Origin of the sequence: Photobacterium atrarenae (assembly GCF_024380015.1) — a bacterium.
GTDB classification, from domain to species: Bacteria; Pseudomonadota; Gammaproteobacteria; order Enterobacterales; family Vibrionaceae; genus Photobacterium; species Photobacterium atrarenae.
In genome coordinates this window covers 814,947-831,507 of record NZ_CP101509.1, presented here as the reverse complement: position 1 = coordinate 831,507, position 16,561 = coordinate 814,947, and the positions used below count along the sequence as shown (strand labels likewise).

The 16,561-nt window shown below is 54.1% G+C and carries 12 protein-coding genes; 5 read left to right on the top strand and 7 right to left on the bottom strand.

Annotation, left to right across the window (positions count from 1 at the left end; all coding sequences use genetic code 11):
- Positions 1 to 267: 267 nt before the first annotated feature.
- Positions 268 to 1,461 carry an acetate/propionate family kinase gene (locus NNL38_RS19745; protein WP_255392156.1) on the bottom strand — a complete coding sequence of 398 codons (1,194 nt, stop codon included), beginning with the start codon at positions 1,459 to 1,461 and terminating at the stop codon, positions 268 to 270.
- A 365-nt stretch (positions 1,462 to 1,826) separates the two neighbouring features.
- On the opposite strand from NNL38_RS19745, the gene fabV reads away from it, so the two are divergent.
- Positions 1,827 to 3,029, top strand: a complete 1,203-nt coding sequence (gene fabV, locus NNL38_RS19740; RefSeq protein ID WP_255392154.1) for an enoyl-ACP reductase FabV — start codon at positions 1,827 to 1,829, stop codon at positions 3,027 to 3,029.
- Between the two features lie 112 nt (positions 3,030 to 3,141).
- Here fabV and NNL38_RS19735 read toward each other — a convergent pair whose 3' ends face one another.
- Positions 3,142 to 3,810, bottom strand: coding sequence for a CatB-related O-acetyltransferase (locus NNL38_RS19735; protein ID WP_255392153.1), 669 nt, complete (start codon positions 3,808 to 3,810; stop codon positions 3,142 to 3,144).
- A gap of 444 nt (positions 3,811 to 4,254) precedes the next feature.
- Between NNL38_RS19735 and yieH the strand changes: the two genes are divergently transcribed.
- A complete protein-coding gene (gene yieH, locus NNL38_RS19730; RefSeq protein WP_439651426.1) occupies positions 4,255 to 4,935 on the top strand; it encodes a 6-phosphogluconate phosphatase in 681 nt (226 codons plus the stop codon).
- A 25-nt stretch (positions 4,936 to 4,960) separates the two neighbouring features.
- Here yieH and NNL38_RS19725 read toward each other — a convergent pair whose 3' ends face one another.
- On the bottom strand, positions 4,961 to 6,253 hold the full coding sequence (locus NNL38_RS19725) for a tetratricopeptide repeat protein (protein ID WP_255392150.1): 1,293 nt from the start codon (positions 6,251 to 6,253) through the stop codon (positions 4,961 to 4,963).
- Between the two features lie 350 nt (positions 6,254 to 6,603).
- On the opposite strand from NNL38_RS19725, the gene NNL38_RS19720 reads away from it, so the two are divergent.
- Together NNL38_RS19720 and NNL38_RS19715 are read left to right on the top strand one after the other, a co-directional pair.
- Positions 6,604 to 6,999: a DUF3302 domain-containing protein gene (locus NNL38_RS19720; protein ID WP_255392148.1), complete on the top strand. Its 396-nt coding sequence runs from the start codon at positions 6,604 to 6,606 to the stop codon at positions 6,997 to 6,999.
- Positions 6,999 to 8,129, top strand: coding sequence for an HlyD family secretion protein (locus tag NNL38_RS19715; protein ID WP_255392147.1), 1,131 nt, complete (start codon positions 6,999 to 7,001; stop codon positions 8,127 to 8,129). Before NNL38_RS19720 ends, NNL38_RS19715 begins: the two co-directional genes overlap by 1 nt.
- A gap of 101 nt (positions 8,130 to 8,230) precedes the next feature.
- Here the strand turns inward: NNL38_RS19715 and putP are convergent, their stop codons facing one another.
- The 4 genes from putP to NNL38_RS19695 form a co-directional block, all read right to left on the bottom strand.
- Positions 8,231 to 9,727, bottom strand: a complete 1,497-nt coding sequence (gene putP / locus NNL38_RS19710; protein WP_255392146.1) for a sodium/proline symporter PutP — start codon at positions 9,725 to 9,727, stop codon at positions 8,231 to 8,233.
- A 131-nt stretch (positions 9,728 to 9,858) separates the two neighbouring features.
- Positions 9,859 to 10,557 carry an aldehyde dehydrogenase family protein gene (locus NNL38_RS19705; protein ID WP_255392145.1) on the bottom strand — a complete coding sequence of 233 codons (699 nt, stop codon included), beginning with the start codon at positions 10,555 to 10,557 and terminating at the stop codon, positions 9,859 to 9,861.
- Positions 10,558 to 10,585: 28 nt separating this feature from the next.
- Positions 10,586 to 13,714 (bottom strand): bifunctional proline dehydrogenase/L-glutamate gamma-semialdehyde dehydrogenase PutA, encoded by a 3,129-nt coding sequence (putA, locus tag NNL38_RS19700; RefSeq protein ID WP_255392144.1) that lies wholly within the window; start codon positions 13,712 to 13,714, stop codon positions 10,586 to 10,588.
- Positions 13,715 to 14,153: 439 nt separating this feature from the next.
- Entirely contained in the window at positions 14,154 to 14,939 is a 786-nt protein-coding gene (locus NNL38_RS19695) for an AraC family transcriptional regulator (RefSeq protein WP_255392143.1), read from the bottom strand.
- Positions 14,940 to 15,603: 664 nt separating this feature from the next.
- Between NNL38_RS19695 and NNL38_RS19690 the strand changes: the two genes are divergently transcribed.
- Positions 15,604 to 16,560: an AEC family transporter gene (locus tag NNL38_RS19690; protein WP_255392142.1), complete on the top strand. Its 957-nt coding sequence runs from the start codon at positions 15,604 to 15,606 to the stop codon at positions 16,558 to 16,560.
- The last annotated feature ends 1 nt before the right edge of the window (position 16,561 follow it).

Sequence of the window (16,561 nt, the reverse complement as noted above, 5' to 3'; positions counted from 1 at the left end):
ATTTGATATGGTTTTATATTTCTAAAATAAATCAAAGTTAGAAATTAAAAACTGCAACATGGTACTTTGAGTACACCCTTGCCCGAACACGTCAAGCAATAATATTCTTTCGCAAACACTTCAAAAACTAACAACCCGGTCACAATTATCCGGCCACCGGACTTGGAATCAAAACAGTAAACGAAATGTTTTGGAACCCCAGATAACAAAACCCCGGGCTCAAGGAGCCCGGGGGTTTATCTGTATCGTCTGTGATCTGCGCCAGAGTTAGCTATGCAGCATTTCCATCGACTGCTTGGCAATGACCCACTCTTCATTGGTTGGGATCACCATGGCAACCGGAGTGCTTGGCTGAGTAATAATACCTTTGTTGCCAAAGCGCGCTGCCGCGTTCGCTTCTGCATCTTCGCGGTAACCAAAGATCTTCAGGTTTTCCAGAATCTTGCTGCGAACAGGCAGGGAGTTTTCACCAATCCCGGCGGTGAAGATAATCGCATCCAGCTCATCCAGCGCCACCATGTAAGAACCAATGTACTTGGCCACACGGTAACAGAAAATCTCGAATGCCAGCGTCGCGCCTTCGTGGCCTTCTTCCATCGCCTCGACGATGCCCCGGCAGTCGCTGGTCAGGCCGGAAACACCCAACAGACCCGAGTTCTTGTTCAGCTCGTTGAACACATCTTCCTGGCTCCAGCCTTTTTTCAGCAGGAACTCAATGATACTCGGGTCCAGGTCGCCACATCGGGTACCCATCATCAGGCCGGCCAGCGGGGTGAAGCCCATGCTGGTGTCAACGCTCTTGCCGTTCTTCACCGCACAAACCGAAGCGCCATTGCCGAGGTGAACTGAGATAAAGTTACTTTTTTCCACCGGCTTGTTGATCACTTTGGCCGCTTCACGGCTGACGAAGTAGTGGCTGGTCCCGTGGAAGCCGTAGCGACGAATGCCATAGTCGTTGTACAGTTTGCGGGAGATGGCGCCGGTGTAGGCTTTGGCCGGCATGGATTGGTGGAAGGCCGTATCGAATACAGCGTACTGAGACAGGGCCGGGAAGGCTTTCATGGTCGCACGCATGCCAATCACGTGGGCCGGATTGTGCAGCGGTGCCAGATCGCTCAGTTTCTCAATCTCTTCCAAAACCGTGTCGTCAACCTTCACCGTCTGAGTAAACTTCTCGCCACCGTGAACCACACGGTGACCAATCGCAACGATATCTTGCTTCATACCCAGCTCATCAAGCAGCGCAACAATCCGATCGACAGCCTGCTGGTGATGGTTACCCGACGCTTCCAGTTGCACTTGCTGTTTTTCGCCGTTGATTTTCCAGCTCACGTTTGCCTCAGGCAAACCGAAACATTCACCCAAGCCACTTAGGGTCGCTTCACCGTTGACAGTATCAATCAGTGCAAACTTCAGTGAAGAGCTACCAGAGTTGATTACCAGTACAAGAGAATTGCTCATCGTTATCTCATCAGTTTAGGTTGGCTCAGGGAGCGCCCTGATCAAGGCGGCATCCCGTAACACGTTGGTATAATCACTGAGTCATGTGTGGAGCAGCATGGTCTCAGCATTATGTATTTTGATTACATTATTCAATTTTTTTTGAATAACTCAACTTTTAGCCTTAAAAAATTAATAAAAATTGAGTTTTTACTGGGGGAGATCAAATTTCAAGCACCGAAAACGTTTACTCTTGGTCAAAATACCATCTGGGTGGGTCTGTACATTCAATTTTAAGAGTGATCACTCAACTATTAACGTATACATTCGGTTCATAAGCCAGGTCAATCCGAATGCATATGCAATGATTCAGGATATCCAAATCGATGATTATCAAACCTATGATTCAAGGCGTGATCGCCCGCTCCGCACACCCCCACGGCTGTAAAGAAGCAATCCGCCGCCAAATCAGCTATTGCCGAACCGCAAACCCAATCAGCCAGGGACCGAAACGGGCGCTGATCCTCGGCGCTTCGTCCGGCTTTGGCCTCGCCACCCGGATTGCACTGGCATTCGGCGGCGCACAAACCGAAACCCTGGGCGTTTCTTTCGAGCGCGGCCCGTCAGAAAAAGGCACCGGCAGTGCCGGCTGGTATAACAATATCTATTTCCGGCAGGCCGCTGAGCAAGCTGGCATCAAGGCCGTCAACTTAGTGGGCGATGCATTTTCACCGGCCATCCGCCAACAAGTGATTGATACCCTACGCGCGCAATTTGACGGTCAAGTGGATCTGATTGTCTACAGCCTGGCTAGCGGCGTCCGCCCTGATCCGGCAACCGGCGAGTTCTGGCGCTCCAGTATCAAGCCGATCGGCAAGCCCTATCAGGGCACAACGCTGGATCTGGAGCGGCAGATCCTGACTGAAACCATCCTGCCCCCAGCGACAGAGCAGGAGATCCATAACACCGTCAAAGTGATGGGCGGAGAGGACTGGGCAAGCTGGATCGAGACCCTTATCCAGGCCGATGTACTGGCGCCCGGTTGTAAAACCATGGCCTATTCCTATATCGGCTCGTCGCATACGAACCCGATCTATCATCACGGTACGCTGGGTCGTGCCAAGGCACATCTGCACCAAACAGCCGATCAGCTCCACCAGCAACTGGCCACGGTTGGCGGCGAAGCCTATGTGGCGGTTTGCAAAGCGCTGATCACCAAAGCCAGCGTCTTTATTCCCGGCCTCTCCCCCTATCTGCTGGCCCTGTTTCAGGTGATGAAAGCCAAAGGGCTACATGAAGGTTGTATCGAGCAGATGCAGCGCCTGCTCAGCCACCGCCTCTATCCGGATAGCGGACCGGTGATCACTGACCACCAGCGGCTGATCCGAGTCGATGACTGGGAGCTCAGTGAGGATGTCCAGCAGGAAGTCAGCCGCTTACTGACACAAATGACAGCCAAGAACTTCCGTGAGCTGGGCGATATGGACGGCTACCTGAATGACTTCCTGAACCTGAATGGCTTCGGGTTTGACAATATCGACTACACCCGGCCAATCAGCCCGGAAGAACTCGTCCGCCTGAAGCCCTGATCTGCGGGGCACTTCCTGGCTCAACTAACCGCTCAAAAAAGCCCGCAAACACATGCGGGCATTGTTAGATCGCATCCGGGAGTTTTTTCAGCCGAGAACGATGGAGCCGACGTCAATCATCACTGGGAAAGTGACGAAAGCGCTCAAACAACGGTTCGATATCCGAGCTGCACATCAAGTCCATATTCGCCTGCAATCTCTGCAGCGGCCAGTCCCACCACTTCATTTCCAGCAACATCGCGATCTCCGCGTCACTGAAGCGTTTTTTCACCTCCTGACCCGGGTTGCCGACCACCACAGCATAAGGCGCAACATTTTTAGTGACCACCGCCCGGGCACCAATCACGGCCCCATCACCGATTTTGACTCCCGGCATGATCACACATTCAGTGCCAATCCAGACATCGTTGCCAATCACGGTATCACCGGCCCGCTCAAACCCGGATTTCACTTTATTGCCAAACTTGCTGACATCAAACGGAAATGAAGAGATCCAGTTATGTCGGTGTCCCTGGTTTCCGGCTAGCATAAATATTGCTCCGGAGGCGATGGAGCAATATTTACCAATCTCGAGTTTATCTACATCGCCAAAGATCCCGGACTCCCACACCGCCCGGCTGGAATGATCGCCCAACAAGTATCGGACACAGTGATCTTCAAAATGTTTATCGTGGTAATACCCGGAATAGTAGGTATGCTCACCAACGGTAATATTCGGATTTTTGATATGCTCACGAACTTCATAGCCACCAAGCCACGAAGGAAAAATGGATGATGACATAGGCCACCCCTTATTATTGTCGTCTTTATCCTGAACCACTGCGAACTGTCACAACCCAGCCGCACAATCGATGAGCCGCAGCCTTTGCTGGAAGCGACCACGGCCCAGCCAACAGATAGCACAATACCATCTTACTTCAGGTTCCCATCATTCACTGACAAATAACCCAACAAGGATAACCGCAGCGAGCCCGCCCCATCCAGCGGCCTTTATTATCCGGACTATCTGATGCGAAACCTGCGGGGCCATGGCTCCGTCTCGTTTCCCCTGCTTGACAATGAACGCCCACACCTCTGCATAGCATGAGCGCCAACTCTCAGAACGCACAAAAATCCCACTCTAAGTACGATAAAGATAGCAAAACCTTCATATGCCAGTTGTAGAACCAGAGTTGAGGTATTAACAATGAGATGTATATGACAGCAGCCCATTTGGACGGCCATGATGAATGGATTAGACGACACAGTAACGGAACAGTCAGATATTCGCTGCGTCATCTTTGACTGTGACGGCACCCTGGTCGACAGCGAGACGCTGGGGAACCAGGCCTTGGTCAATGTATTCAACCGCTTTGATGCCCGGCTGAGCCTGGAGGAATGCCTGCGCCACTTTCAGGGCGGCAAGCTCACTGATATCCTGGCAGCAACCCGGGAGCGAGCCGGGGTGGCTGTGTCCGTCGACACGCTGGAGCCCTTGTACCGGGAAGAGTGCCGGCGTCTGTTTGAACAGGGGTTGTCCCCGATCCCCGGTGTACCGGATATGCTGGCCACCCTGGCTGCCCAGGGCTGTGAAATGTGTATCGCCTCCAACGCCCCGGTCAGTAAAATTGAGCACACCCTCAGCCTGACGGATTTGTTACCTTACTTTGAGGGGAAACTGTTCAGTGGCTTTGAAGCCAACAGCTGGAAGCCGGAGCCGGATATCCTCCATTTTGCCGCCATGCATATGGGCATGACGCTGGCCGAATGCGTGTTTGTCGACGATACCCCGAAAGGCGTTCAGGCGGGGATCAACGCCGGGATCCGCACCTTCCATTTTGCGGCGAATCCCTACACCCGCCCCATCGAACACCCTCAGGTCACCACCATTACCGCGATGCCGCAGTTACTCCATTATCTGTCGTGACCTCAACTCACCGCAGCAACTTCACTCAGGAGTTGCGGGCCGTCGACGGATCTTTCGGTGCGTTATATGGCTGGGTTTCTGCCGTGAGTTGATCCCAGGACGTCGCCCAGCCCTGCTCCCGGTATTCATTGGCAGCCGTTTGATTCACCTCTGGTACGCCAGTCAGCTCAGCTGCTGGTGCAGCACCGAAGTTCGACTCATCAGACGCCCTTCCTTCACCGGACCCTGGCTCCCCATCCCGACTGGCCAGGGTATCGGCCTGTTCAGCATTGCCGGCCAACTCACCGGCTGACAACGATCCCAGCACCTGCTCATCCGGCCGGTATCGCTGGCGGTCATAGACTTTATCCAGCACGGCAATCACCCCATGACGCGCGACCGGCGGATGCTTGAGTGTTTTGTACACCGAGTTCGCCACGCTTTGCGCCGACAGAATCGCATCTATCGCGATCGACTGGGCCGCTTCATCCCGCTCTGTGCGTGCCTCCGGGTGACCGAAGGCGTGTGCAATCGAATACCAGACATACGCAATGGCGCTGTCATGAGGATCACTGCTGAGGTGCATCTTCGCCGCCAGGTACTGGCCCTCGGTACTGCCAGCTTCCGCTGCCCGCTCCAGCCAGTAAATCGCCCGGCGCCGATCTTTCGCCACCCCAATCCCGGCCTGATAGCAATAAGCCATTTTGATGTAACCTTTGACGCTCTCATTCAGCGCCGCCCGGGCGCGCCAGCCGAACGCCAGCAGCGGCATTTTATCCGGGTTACTCTCCGCCACATACCAGTCTCCCAGAAACAGTTGCGCGTCGACATGATCCTGCTCGGCGGCTTGCGTCATGTGTTCAATTGCCGATGCCAGATCCACCGCAACCCCGTAGCCCTGGTACTGGTATGATCCGAGTTTGAATAATGCTTCCGGGTCGCGTTGCTTGGCCCGAACCACCTGCTCCCAATAACGGGACTTGGCCTCCCCTTCCGAGTCGGACGGATCCATTCGGCACAGGCGTGCCAGCGCATTCTGGGCAATCTCATTACCCAGCTCCGCCGCCTTGTGATACCAGAAAATCGCCTTACCGAGACTGATCATCTCGTACTCTTTGGCCAGCGACAGCTGGCTGGCAATGTGACCGGTATTGGCTTTAAATATTTTTTCCTCGCGTTCGGCAATCTTGGCCTTTTCCAGGACCCGTTTGTATTTCTGATCTTTCAGGACCTGCGCCTGTTGGTTGCGGCGCTGGCGATTCATGACCGCAAAATAATGCGCCACCACCGCCACCAGTGCACCACCAGCCAGGCTTAAACCAATAACCAGGTTCGACATAACCCCTCATAGAAACAATATTGATCTTGTTATACCAATCACAGTAAGCAAGTGCTCAGAAATAGCGCTTTAACAAGCTAGGATGCACCCTTATTTACTACGATTTGTATTATATAGCGGCAGGATACCGTAAAACTGCAACAAAATCGTAAAAATAGTCGCGTTCTCCCGCTGCTTTGCCATTCGTTCAGCGCCGCGCCCGTGCCAACCGGCAAGCACGATAATAACACCGTGATTTAGTGCTACTTTTTATGTATGTCCGAAACGACCCTCAGGCCCGTCACCTGACAGCCGGATCTTACCGGGCCTGACCAACTTGCGGGTTGACTACCGCATCAGAAGGAGCCGCCATGTTTCTCGATTATTTTGCATTAGGGGTCTTGGTTTTTGTCGCAATTTTTTTGTTTTACGGCATCATCGCGCTCCACGATATTCCCTATGAAATTGCCAAAAAGCGCAATCATCCCCATCAGGATGCAATTCACTATGCCGGTTGGGTGAGCCTGTTTACCCTGCATGTACTGTGGCCGTTTTTGTGGATTTGGGCCACGCTATGGCGCGAAGATCGCGGCTGGGGCTTTACCCAGATCCAGAACGAGCAGCATGAGCTACATCATGAAGTCCTCAAGCTGAACAAGCAGATCGAGAAACTCAGCGAGAAAGTCACCCAACTCGAACTCACCCAGGCCCGGCAAGCCGCCGCCAATACCACCGAAAGCAGCTCCGAAACGAGAGGAGAACGCTGATGGATCTCTTACTGATTCTAACCTACGCGGCGTTGTGCGTTGCCATCTTCAAAATATTCAAGATCCCCCTGAACAAGTGGACCGTACCGACAGCGGTACTGGGCGGAATCATTCTCATCGGCACCTTGATCCTCTTGATGAACTATAACCATCCACATACCAATTTCGGCGGCCAGTTCTATGTCTCGACCCCCATTGTCCCCGGTGTCAGGGGCAAAGTGATTGAAGTGCCCGTTACCGCCAACCAGCCATTGAAAAAAGGCGATATCTTATTCAAGATTGACCCGACCCCATTTGAAGCGGAAGTCCGCCTGCAGGAAGCGGCACTGGCCGAAGCCGAACAGACAGTTCTCGGACTGGAAGCGAGCTACAAGTCGGCCCAGGCCGCCACGGCCAAAGCCCAGGCCGAACGGGATCGGACCCTGCAGCAGTTCAGGCGTTATGAAAAGGGCTTCAAACGCGGCGCCTTTACCCGGGCCGATGTCGACAACCGACGTCAGTTTTATCTCAGTGCCGAAGCAACACTGGAAGCAGCCCAGGCCGAAGAGCGCCGGGCCAAACTGGCTTTCGAGTCTGAAATAAGGGGGGAAAATACCACCGTCGCCAAGATCCGTGCCCTGCTCACCCAGGCACAATTTAACCTCAGCCAGACCGTGGTGGAAGCGCCAACCGATGGCTACGCCACCCAGGTCGCGCTCCGACCGGGGATGATGGCGGTTCCGGTCCCGCTACGCCCGGTGATGACCTTTATTCACCAGGAAGAACAATTTTATGTCGGGGCATTTCGTCAGAACTCCCTGCTGCGCCTGAAGCCGGGTTTTAAAGCTGACTTTATTTTCAGTGCCCTGCCCGGTAAGACCTTCGCCGGCGAAGTGGTTGAAGTGCTGCCGGCCATTGGAGAGGGGCAAGTCCAGGCAGCCGGTGCGCTTTACAGCAGTACCTTGCTGCAAAATCAGGGGCGGCCGTTGGTGAAACTAAAAATCACTGATGACCTGAGCCCCTATCAGCTGCCGCAGGGTGCCAGTGTTGAGATTGCAGTCTACTCGGATAGTTTCGAACACGTCTCGGTGATGCGCAAAGTGCTGATCCGAATGAAGAGCTGGCAGAACTATCTCTTCCTTGATCATTGATCCGCTAAAGATCCAATCAGATTACCGCGAAACACCCAAACGGCACACATAAAAAAAGCCAGCTGCAAGACAGCTGGCTTTTTTATCTCGCTCAGGTTGACTTAGTCAAACTCAACCAGGTTTTTCTCGTAAGTATCGAACTGCGCTTCAACTTCTTTCGAAGCACCGCCCGTCGCCTTACTGATCGCAACAATGGCTACGATAGCGAAAATAAAGCCCGGTACAATTTCGTACAGGTCGAACAGGCCGCCGCTCAGCTGTTTCCAGATCACCACGGTCAGCGCACCAACAACAATACCCGCCAGGGCGCCGTTGCGGTTCATGCCCTTCCAGTACAGGCTCAGCAGCAGGGCTGGACCGAAGGCTGCACCGAAGCCGGCCCAAGCATAAGATACCAGACCCAGCACCGTGCTGTCCGGGTTCATCGCCAACATCAGGGCAATCACAGACAGGACAATCACTGCGACACGGCCAACCAGCACGATCTCTTCAGTCGATGCCTGCGGACGAAGTACCTGCTTGTAGAAGTCTTCCGCCAGGGCAGAGGACGACACCAGCAGTTGCGAATCCGCAGTACTCATGATCGCCGCCAGAATCGCTGCCAGCAGGATACCGGCAATCACCGGGTGGAAGATGGCGTTCACCAGCAGCATGAAGATACGCTCACCATCATCCAGCGAGCCCGCCAGTTGATTATCAACATACAGGATACCCACCAGGCCAACCAGAACCGCACCAACCATCGACAGCGCCGTCCAGGTCACCGCGATCCGGCGTGCCGTACCGATATCCGCATTGGAGCGGGTCGCATTAAAGCGCGCCAGAATGTGCGGCTGACCGAAGTAACCCAGGCCCCAGGCTGCCAGCGAAATAATCGCAATGGCCGACAGTGGCTCACCTTTCACATCGTTAAACAGGGTCATCAGCTCTGGGTTTTTCGCCTCCAGTGCTGCGCTCAGATCACCGAAACCGCCTTCCATCGCCGCAATTGGCACGATAAGCAGTGCCGCCGCCATCAGCAGGCCCTGGACCAGGTCAGTCCAGGAAACCGCCAGGAAACCACCAAACAGGGTATAGGACACCACGCAGACGGTACCGACAATCACTGCGATGGTGTAATCCAGGCCGAAGACGGTTTCAAACAGTTTACCGCCGGCCACCAGGCCCGAGCTGGTATAGAAAAGGAAAAACAGCAGAATGAAAAAGGCAGAAATCGTCTGGATCAGTTTCGAGTTGTCATTGAAACGACGAGACAGATATTCAGGGAGTGTGATGGAGTTATCTGCTGTGATGGTGTATGTACGCAGACGTTTGGCACAGATCAGCCAGTTCAGCCAGGTCCCCAGCATCAGGCCACCCGCCAGCCACAGGGATTCCATACCTGCCGCGTAAGCGTAGCCCGGCAGGCCCAGCAGCAGCCAGCCGCTCATGTCAGAGGCACCAGCCGAAATGGCCGCAGGCCAAGGTCCCAGAGAGCGACCACCGAGGAAATAGTCAGACGAGTCCGATGTGCGCTTGTATGCATAATAACCGATCGCCATCATGCCGATCAGGTAGACGATAAACGTTCCTGTAATAGCAAAGCTATTTTCTATCATTTTTGAGTTCCCTCACTTTGAGCCCCTGTCCATAGCAGGGGCTTTGTTTATGGCGCTGAATCTATCAGCTGTGCTGTAGCGGCGATACGCCAGCGGGAGTTCCCGCCTGTGTATCGCCGCGACAACGCTCGTTAATGTTCTTCACCACTCCCCAGTTCCAGCAGTGTTGCGTTACCCCCGACTGCTGTGACATTGATGGTTCGTGTCCGTTCGGTCACGAAACGCAGTGAATACGTCGGGCTCCCAATCACAGGCAGTGACTCACAATCTGTTTCACAGATCAGTTGAGCCAGCAAACCGTCACGGGCAGCCAGTTGACGCGCAAGCGTCTGAGATGTTGATAGCTCTCCGGCATAAGCCACCCCTGCAATGGATGGGTGGCTGATCAGCTCGTCCAACACGTCACTATCAACTGCGGCGATCACACCGCCCACACAACCGCAATTTTCCAGCTGTGCCACCAGCTCACCTGCCGAGACTTCAAAATCCGACGGCAGGCAAACCAAAACTGTATTTCCGGTGACCAGCGCGGCGGCAATTTGCCCTGCCACCGCAACCAATGGTGTCCCGGACTCAGCCGTAACCACAAAGCTGCCGCGACCAGCGCAGTACAGCTCATTGGTTTCACCGGTCGGCCCCGGCATCAGCAGCGTTTCCGCCACATGCTCGGCCACATTACGACATTGAAAGTCCACCATCGCCCGAACTTCCGGCGCCAGCGTTTCCGTCCAGCGCTCCAGAATTTGAATACGAGCCTCATAACCCAGTCCGTTCCAGCCTTCCCAGGCTGCTGAGCTGCTATCAATCAGCGTTTGAATACGTGTCGTCATCATTTATTCCTTCTCAACTCAACAACCATCAGGCGTTAAACACATCTTTGGTGAAGCGGTACAGATAGTGTGGACCACCCGCTTTCGGACCGGTTCCGGACAGGCCCTGGCCGCCGAACGGCTGAACCCCGACCACGGCACCGACCTGATCCCGGTTCACATAGCAGTTCCCGACCCGGGCACGGCGTTCAATGTGGCAGTAAGTCCGCTCATTACGGCTGTGAACCCCCATTGTCAGGCCAAACCCGGTGTTGTTGATTTGATCGATCACCTGATCAAGCTCGTCGGCCTTAAAGCGAACGATATGAAGGATCGGACCAAAGTTTTCATTCTCCAGCACATCAATACCGCTGATTTCAAACGCCGATGGCGCCACGAAATCACCGTGCTGACAGGTTTCATCCAGCTTCGCCTGCGCAACCAGTTTGGCCTGGTTCTTCAGTGATTCAATGTGCGTCAGCAGCTTCTGACGGGCACCTTTGTCAATCACCGGGCCAACATCTGTGCTGTGCAGCTCCGGACGACCCACCGCCAGCTCTGCCATCGCGCCTTTGATCAAGCTAATAATGCGATCGGCAATATCAGCCTGTACATACAGCACCCGCAGTGCCGAACAACGCTGACCGGCGGAAGCAAAGGCTGAGCGAACCACGTCACGGACGACCTGCTCCGGCAGCGCGGTACTGTCAACAATCATCGCGTTCTGACCTCCGGTTTCAGCCACCAGCACAGCCGGCTCACAATCGCGGGCCGCCAGGGTGCGGTTGATCCGCTGCGCCGTCTCCGTCGAGCCGGTAAAGGCCACGCCGGCAATGCGCGGATCAGAGGTCAGCGGCGTCCCAACGGTCGCCCCGGTGCCCGGAACAAACTGGATTGCACCTGCCGGCAAGCCGGCTTCCAACATCAGCTCGATGCCGCGGTGGGCAATCAGCGAGGTCTGCTCAGCAGGCTTGGCCACCACAGTGTTACCGGCGGCCAGTGCCGCAGTCACCTGACCGAGGAAGATCGCCAACGGGAAGTTCCACGGGCTAATACAAACAAAGACGCCCCGGCCCTGGTAGCTCAGCAGCTTCGACGTACCGTCAAAGCAGGTCACTTCCTTCGCTTCAGCAAACTCAGTCGCTGCCTGATGCGCATAGAAACGACAGAAGTCCACCGCCTCACGAATTTCATCAATGCTGTCCTGAATCGTCTTACCCGCTTCGCGGTGACACAGGGACACCAGCTCCGGGGTATTGGCTTCCAGCAAGTCCGCCAGGCGCTGCAGATATTCTGCACGCTCGGCAGCCGGGCGCGCCGACCACGCCGGATACGCGGCGGCGGCGGCTTCAATCGCAGCACTTGCCTGCGCAGCACTGGCATGGGCCACGATACCCACCGACTCGCGGCGATCATATGGCGCCGTGACCGGCTGCTCGTTGCCGTCCAAGTGCTCACCGTTGATGATCGGTCCGGCCGTCCACTGATGCTCTTTGAAGCCTTGTACCGCCTCAGAGAACGGCTGCCATTGTGACTCAATGTCAATATTGATCCCGGCGGAGTTTTTACGCTCGTCACCGAAAATTGCCGGTGGCAGCGGGATCAGGTGGTTGTGCAGCGTGGCACGCGAGCGCAGCTGATCAACCGGATGCTGGATCAGGGTCTCTACCGGGCAATCAGCATCCACCAAACGGTGCACAAACGAGCTGTTGGCCCCGTTCTCCAGCAGACGACGTACCAGGTACGGCAACAAATCTTTGTGGCTGCCGACCGGCGCATAAATCCGGACATTCACCTTGTGCATTTCCATCACATGGTTATACAGGGCATCGCCCATCCCATGGAGACGCTGAAACTCAAAGTTACGGCTGTCACCGGCCATAGCCACAATTGCCGACACCGTGTGGGCGTTATGACTGGCAAACTGCGGGTAAATCAAACCGCGCAGGTGATCTGACAGCAGGAAGCGGGCACAGGCCAGGTACGAACAGTCTGTGCCTTCTTTACGGGTAAAGACCGGATAACCGTCATACCCACTTTGCTGACACAGTTTCAGTTCACTGTCCCAGTACGCTCCTTTCACCAGACGCAGCGGGATCACATCCCCCTGCGCTTTACTCAGTGCGGCCAGCCAGGCCAGAACCGGCAGAGCACGCTTAGAGTACGCCTGAATCACCAGACCAAAGCGACCCCAACCACGGACCACATCCGAACGGTATAGTTTTTCAAACAGCTTCAGCGACAGCTCAAGACGATCCGCTTCTTCCGCATCGATGGTGATCCCGACGTTCAGCTCACGCGCGCGTTTGAGCAGCGCCAGCACGGATTCATACATCTCGTCCAGCACCCGCGCTTCATTCGCCACTTCATAACGCGGATGCAGTGCCGACAGCTTGATCGACACCGTCGGATCCGGTGAACGGGTGTTGCTGCCTTTCTGGTTGCCATAGTTATCACGGCCGACTGCTTCAATCGCCATGATGTAATCTTTAAAGTACTTCTGGGCATCCTCTGCGGTCAGCGCAGCTTCACCCAGCATATCGAACGAGTAAGTAAAGCCCTGATCGCGCTTCTCTTTCCCGTTTTTCATCGCTTCGGCAATGCTGCGGCCCAGCACAAACTGGTGGCCCATGATCTTCATCGCCTGGTTCATCGCCTGGCGGATCACCGGCTCAGACATCTTGTTCACCAGTCGGTTAATCACATGGCTTGGCGTGCCGTCTTCTTTGGCATCCATGGTGACTACTTTACCAGTCAGCATCAGGCCCCAGGTGGAGGCATTGACAAACAGCGAATCAGAACTTTTCAGGTGCGACTTCCAGTCGGCGACGCTGAGTTTGTCGCGGATCAATGCATCTGCAGTGGCAGTATCCGGGATACGCATCAGGGCTTCTGCCAAACACATCAGCAAAATACCTTCTTTGGTATCCAGGCTGTATTCCAGCAACAACGCATCGATCATCTGAATCGCATTCTGATCGGCACGCACACGCTCAATCAGCGTGCTTGCCTGAGCCTCAGTAAACTGACGCTCTTGCTCAGTTGGCTCTGCCATCGGCAAGAGTTGATCCAGCCATTGAGACTCATCAACAGAATAGAGCGGGGAAATCAGTTGCCAGATTTCATCCAATGGTCGCTCAATAAAAGATGGCTGAAGTACATCTGCCGCATTGAACATAATCATTCCCTCAATTAAGAACCTGATTGAAGACCAGCGTAAGCCATTTAAAAGGCGATAGACTCACCCATAAATGTTACACCAGTGTTAGGATTGAGGTGGATTGTATTTTTCCGCCGCACTCGCCGTCTTGCTACTTTCTCCGATAGTTTTTATAAAAGCTCCGTTTTTTAACAGAAATTGACACAAAACCACAGCAAAAAATTCAGTTTCATATAGCCTATTGCAAAAATCACATGACACAAGCCGGAAAGAACCCCTTCCCCACACCCTCCATTTTTGGCCGTTTTCCGGAACAATGATCAAGTATCTATCGGGCAAAAACCGGCGTATCCATCGTCTCCCAATCCGGCGGAAGTTTCATAACCAGTCAGAAACCACGCATAAAAAAGGCCCGGACGTTCCCAACCAGGCCTTTAAATTCAATAGGTTAATGACATCAGTGATGCAGTTTTCGATACCGGGCCGGCGGCATCCCGTAGAGCCGGGTAAAGGCCTGGGTAAAACTGCTCTGGCTGGCAAATCCCGATGTTTGAGCGACCTGCGCCACACTGAGCTGGGTCTCTGCGATCAACTGCCGTGCCAGCTCCAGCCGTTTTTTAAGCACATACTGGTGCGGTGTCACTCCTGTTTGTTCTTTGAACAAAAAATGAAACTGGCTCTCGCCGAGAAAAACCAGTCCGGCCAGCTGTGTTACAGAGATTTTGCGCGTCAGATGCTGAAGGATGTACTGATCGATAATTTCCATGTTCAGCCGCTGCAACTGTCGCTCGCCATGCTGCGGCTTAAAGTGACGCTGCAACACGCACATCAGGGTATCGGTACAAGCTTTGCTGAGCAGCAAATCATCCGGGTGCGCGGCCATTTCCGCCGTCAGGGCCTGGATCAGGTTCTGGGCCTGAGTGTCGAGATGAAAATAGGAGGACTGCTCGAACAAACGCATCATCCGATCGCCAGCATAGCTCGGGTGCACCTGGTCGACCGGAATATTGAGTACCAGAATTTCATTCCGGCCCAACCCGGAAAAAGCATGCTCTGACTCAGCGGTCACCAGACAGCCCTGCCCCGGGCAAACGAGATTCCCGTACCCTTCGATATCAAACTCTGTCTGCCCGGATAACCCAATCACCACCTGGTTATAACCATGGTTGTGGTGCGCCATCTGCTCCGGCAACTTGATCAATTCAGACGGCTTAAATACGGTTGGATCGTGATTATCATTCATACCGCATCGAACTCAGTAAGGTTTACATTTCCATTATTGGCGAAGAATACCACAACTAGGCAGCCACCCTCCCCAAGTACAGTCCCCTGTGTTTATCCTTTCGTTGGGAAACACTGCGGGTTGGACATAATTTCTGCTCTGTCACAATAACAATAGCAAGATCTTGCTGCTACCCTCGTGGATCGCGTCATGGTTCAAAGAGCCTGGATCTGAAAGCACGGAGCGATGATCAAGTGCCGATGGAACTATGATCAAGCCTGTCATCTTTACGGTGAGTGTCATTTCAATTTATTCCCGTTGCGATTCAGTACAAAAAAGCCCGGTGTTTTGGGGTGTTCTGCCAACCACCAGTCAATCCTCAGCGGCATTTCTAAATGTCTCTATCACAATATATCAATCACTTACAATAAAGATCACTTGATCATCGTTCCAACAACTATCGTCAAGAGCCAAGCTGAAATCCAATCCGGAAAATTAAGATCGCCGAAGGTAACCTTGATCATTTTTCCGAGCACTATGATCCCAGCCAGGCCTTACTTGATCATCGTTCCAATTGAAATGACATTCACCGTTATCTAGCCACACTTGATCATTGTTCCAGAGAAAAATACCGCGATTCAATGATTTGTGATACAAATAGTTAAAACAATAAGGATACAGAATCATGGACGAATTTCTGACCCAGCTTGATTATTCATTCTCCGTGACCGGCCCGATCTTCATCATGCTTGGACTCGGAGTATTTCTACGCCGCCGCGGCCTGATCGAGGAAAAGTTCGTCGAGTCCGGCTCACGGCTGGTGTTTACCGTCACCCTGCCCGCCCTGCTGTTTCTCAGTGTCGTCGGGGCTGATCTGCAGCAAATCGGCAATGTTAGCCTGCTCGGTTTCGCCGTCATTGCCAACATTCTGGTTTTCCTGTTATTTGAACTCATCGCGCCCTGGCTGGTGAAAGATAAGCGGGAAACCGGTGTTGTGGTCCAGGGCGCATTTCGTGCCAATACCGGGATCATCGGACTGGCTTATGTCAGCAATGCTTTTGGCACCACGGGGCTGGTGGTCGGCTCTTTATATGTCGCGGTGATCACCGTGCTCTATAACATTCTGGCCGTCATTACCCTGACCCGTGCCAGTGGCCGGCGAGGGCTCAGCCTGAGCGGACTGCTGCGCTCAATCCTGAAAAACCCTTTGATTCTCAGTATTTGTGTCGCCCTTCCCTTTTCCCTGCTGCAGATCGAGGTGCCGGCTGTGCTGGTGCAGTCGGGACGCTATTTTGCCGACATGACCCTACCACTGGCACTCCTTTGCACCGGGGCCAGTCTGGATCTCAACCAGCTACGCCAGGATTCCTCCCATGCCAATTATTCAACCTGCGGCCGCTTGATCATCGCTCCGCTGTTGATCACTCTGGCCGGCGGATTGATCGGCTTTCGCGGCATGGAGTTGGGGATCATTTTTCTGATGAGCGCGGCCCCCACCGCTGCAGCCAGCTATGTGATGGCCCGCTCCATGGGCGCCAATGCCAGACTAGCCGCCAATGTGATCGCGATGACGACGCTGGGATCCCTGCTCACCTGCAGCGTCGGGATCAGCGTTCTGAGCAGCTCCGGGTTATTGCGCTAAG

Coding starts and splice junctions, on each gene's coding strand:
- NNL38_RS19705 (WP_255392145.1), bottom strand. CDS start 10,557: ATGACGACACGTATTCAAACGCTGATTGATAGCAGCTCAGCAGCCTGG.
- NNL38_RS19690 (WP_255392142.1), top strand. CDS start 15,604: ATGGACGAATTTCTGACCCAGCTTGATTATTCATTCTCCGTGACCGGC.
- putA (WP_255392144.1), bottom strand. CDS start 13,714: ATGTTCAATGCGGCAGATGTACTTCAGCCATCTTTTATTGAGCGACCA.
- NNL38_RS19725 (WP_255392150.1), bottom strand. CDS start 6,253: ATGTCGAACCTGGTTATTGGTTTAAGCCTGGCTGGTGGTGCACTGGTG.
- NNL38_RS19695 (WP_255392143.1), bottom strand. CDS start 14,939: ATGAATGATAATCACGATCCAACCGTATTTAAGCCGTCTGAATTGATC.
- fabV (WP_255392154.1), top strand. CDS start 1,827: ATGATTATCAAACCTATGATTCAAGGCGTGATCGCCCGCTCCGCACAC.
- NNL38_RS19745 (WP_255392156.1), bottom strand. CDS start 1,461: ATGAGCAATTCTCTTGTACTGGTAATCAACTCTGGTAGCTCTTCACTG.
- NNL38_RS19720 (WP_255392148.1), top strand. CDS start 6,604: ATGTTTCTCGATTATTTTGCATTAGGGGTCTTGGTTTTTGTCGCAATT.
- putP (WP_255392146.1), bottom strand. CDS start 9,727: ATGATAGAAAATAGCTTTGCTATTACAGGAACGTTTATCGTCTACCTG.
- NNL38_RS19715 (WP_255392147.1), top strand. CDS start 6,999: ATGGATCTCTTACTGATTCTAACCTACGCGGCGTTGTGCGTTGCCATC.
- NNL38_RS19735 (WP_255392153.1), bottom strand. CDS start 3,810: ATGTCATCATCCATTTTTCCTTCGTGGCTTGGTGGCTATGAAGTTCGT.
- yieH (WP_439651426.1), top strand. CDS start 4,255: ATGAATGGATTAGACGACACAGTAACGGAACAGTCAGATATTCGCTGC.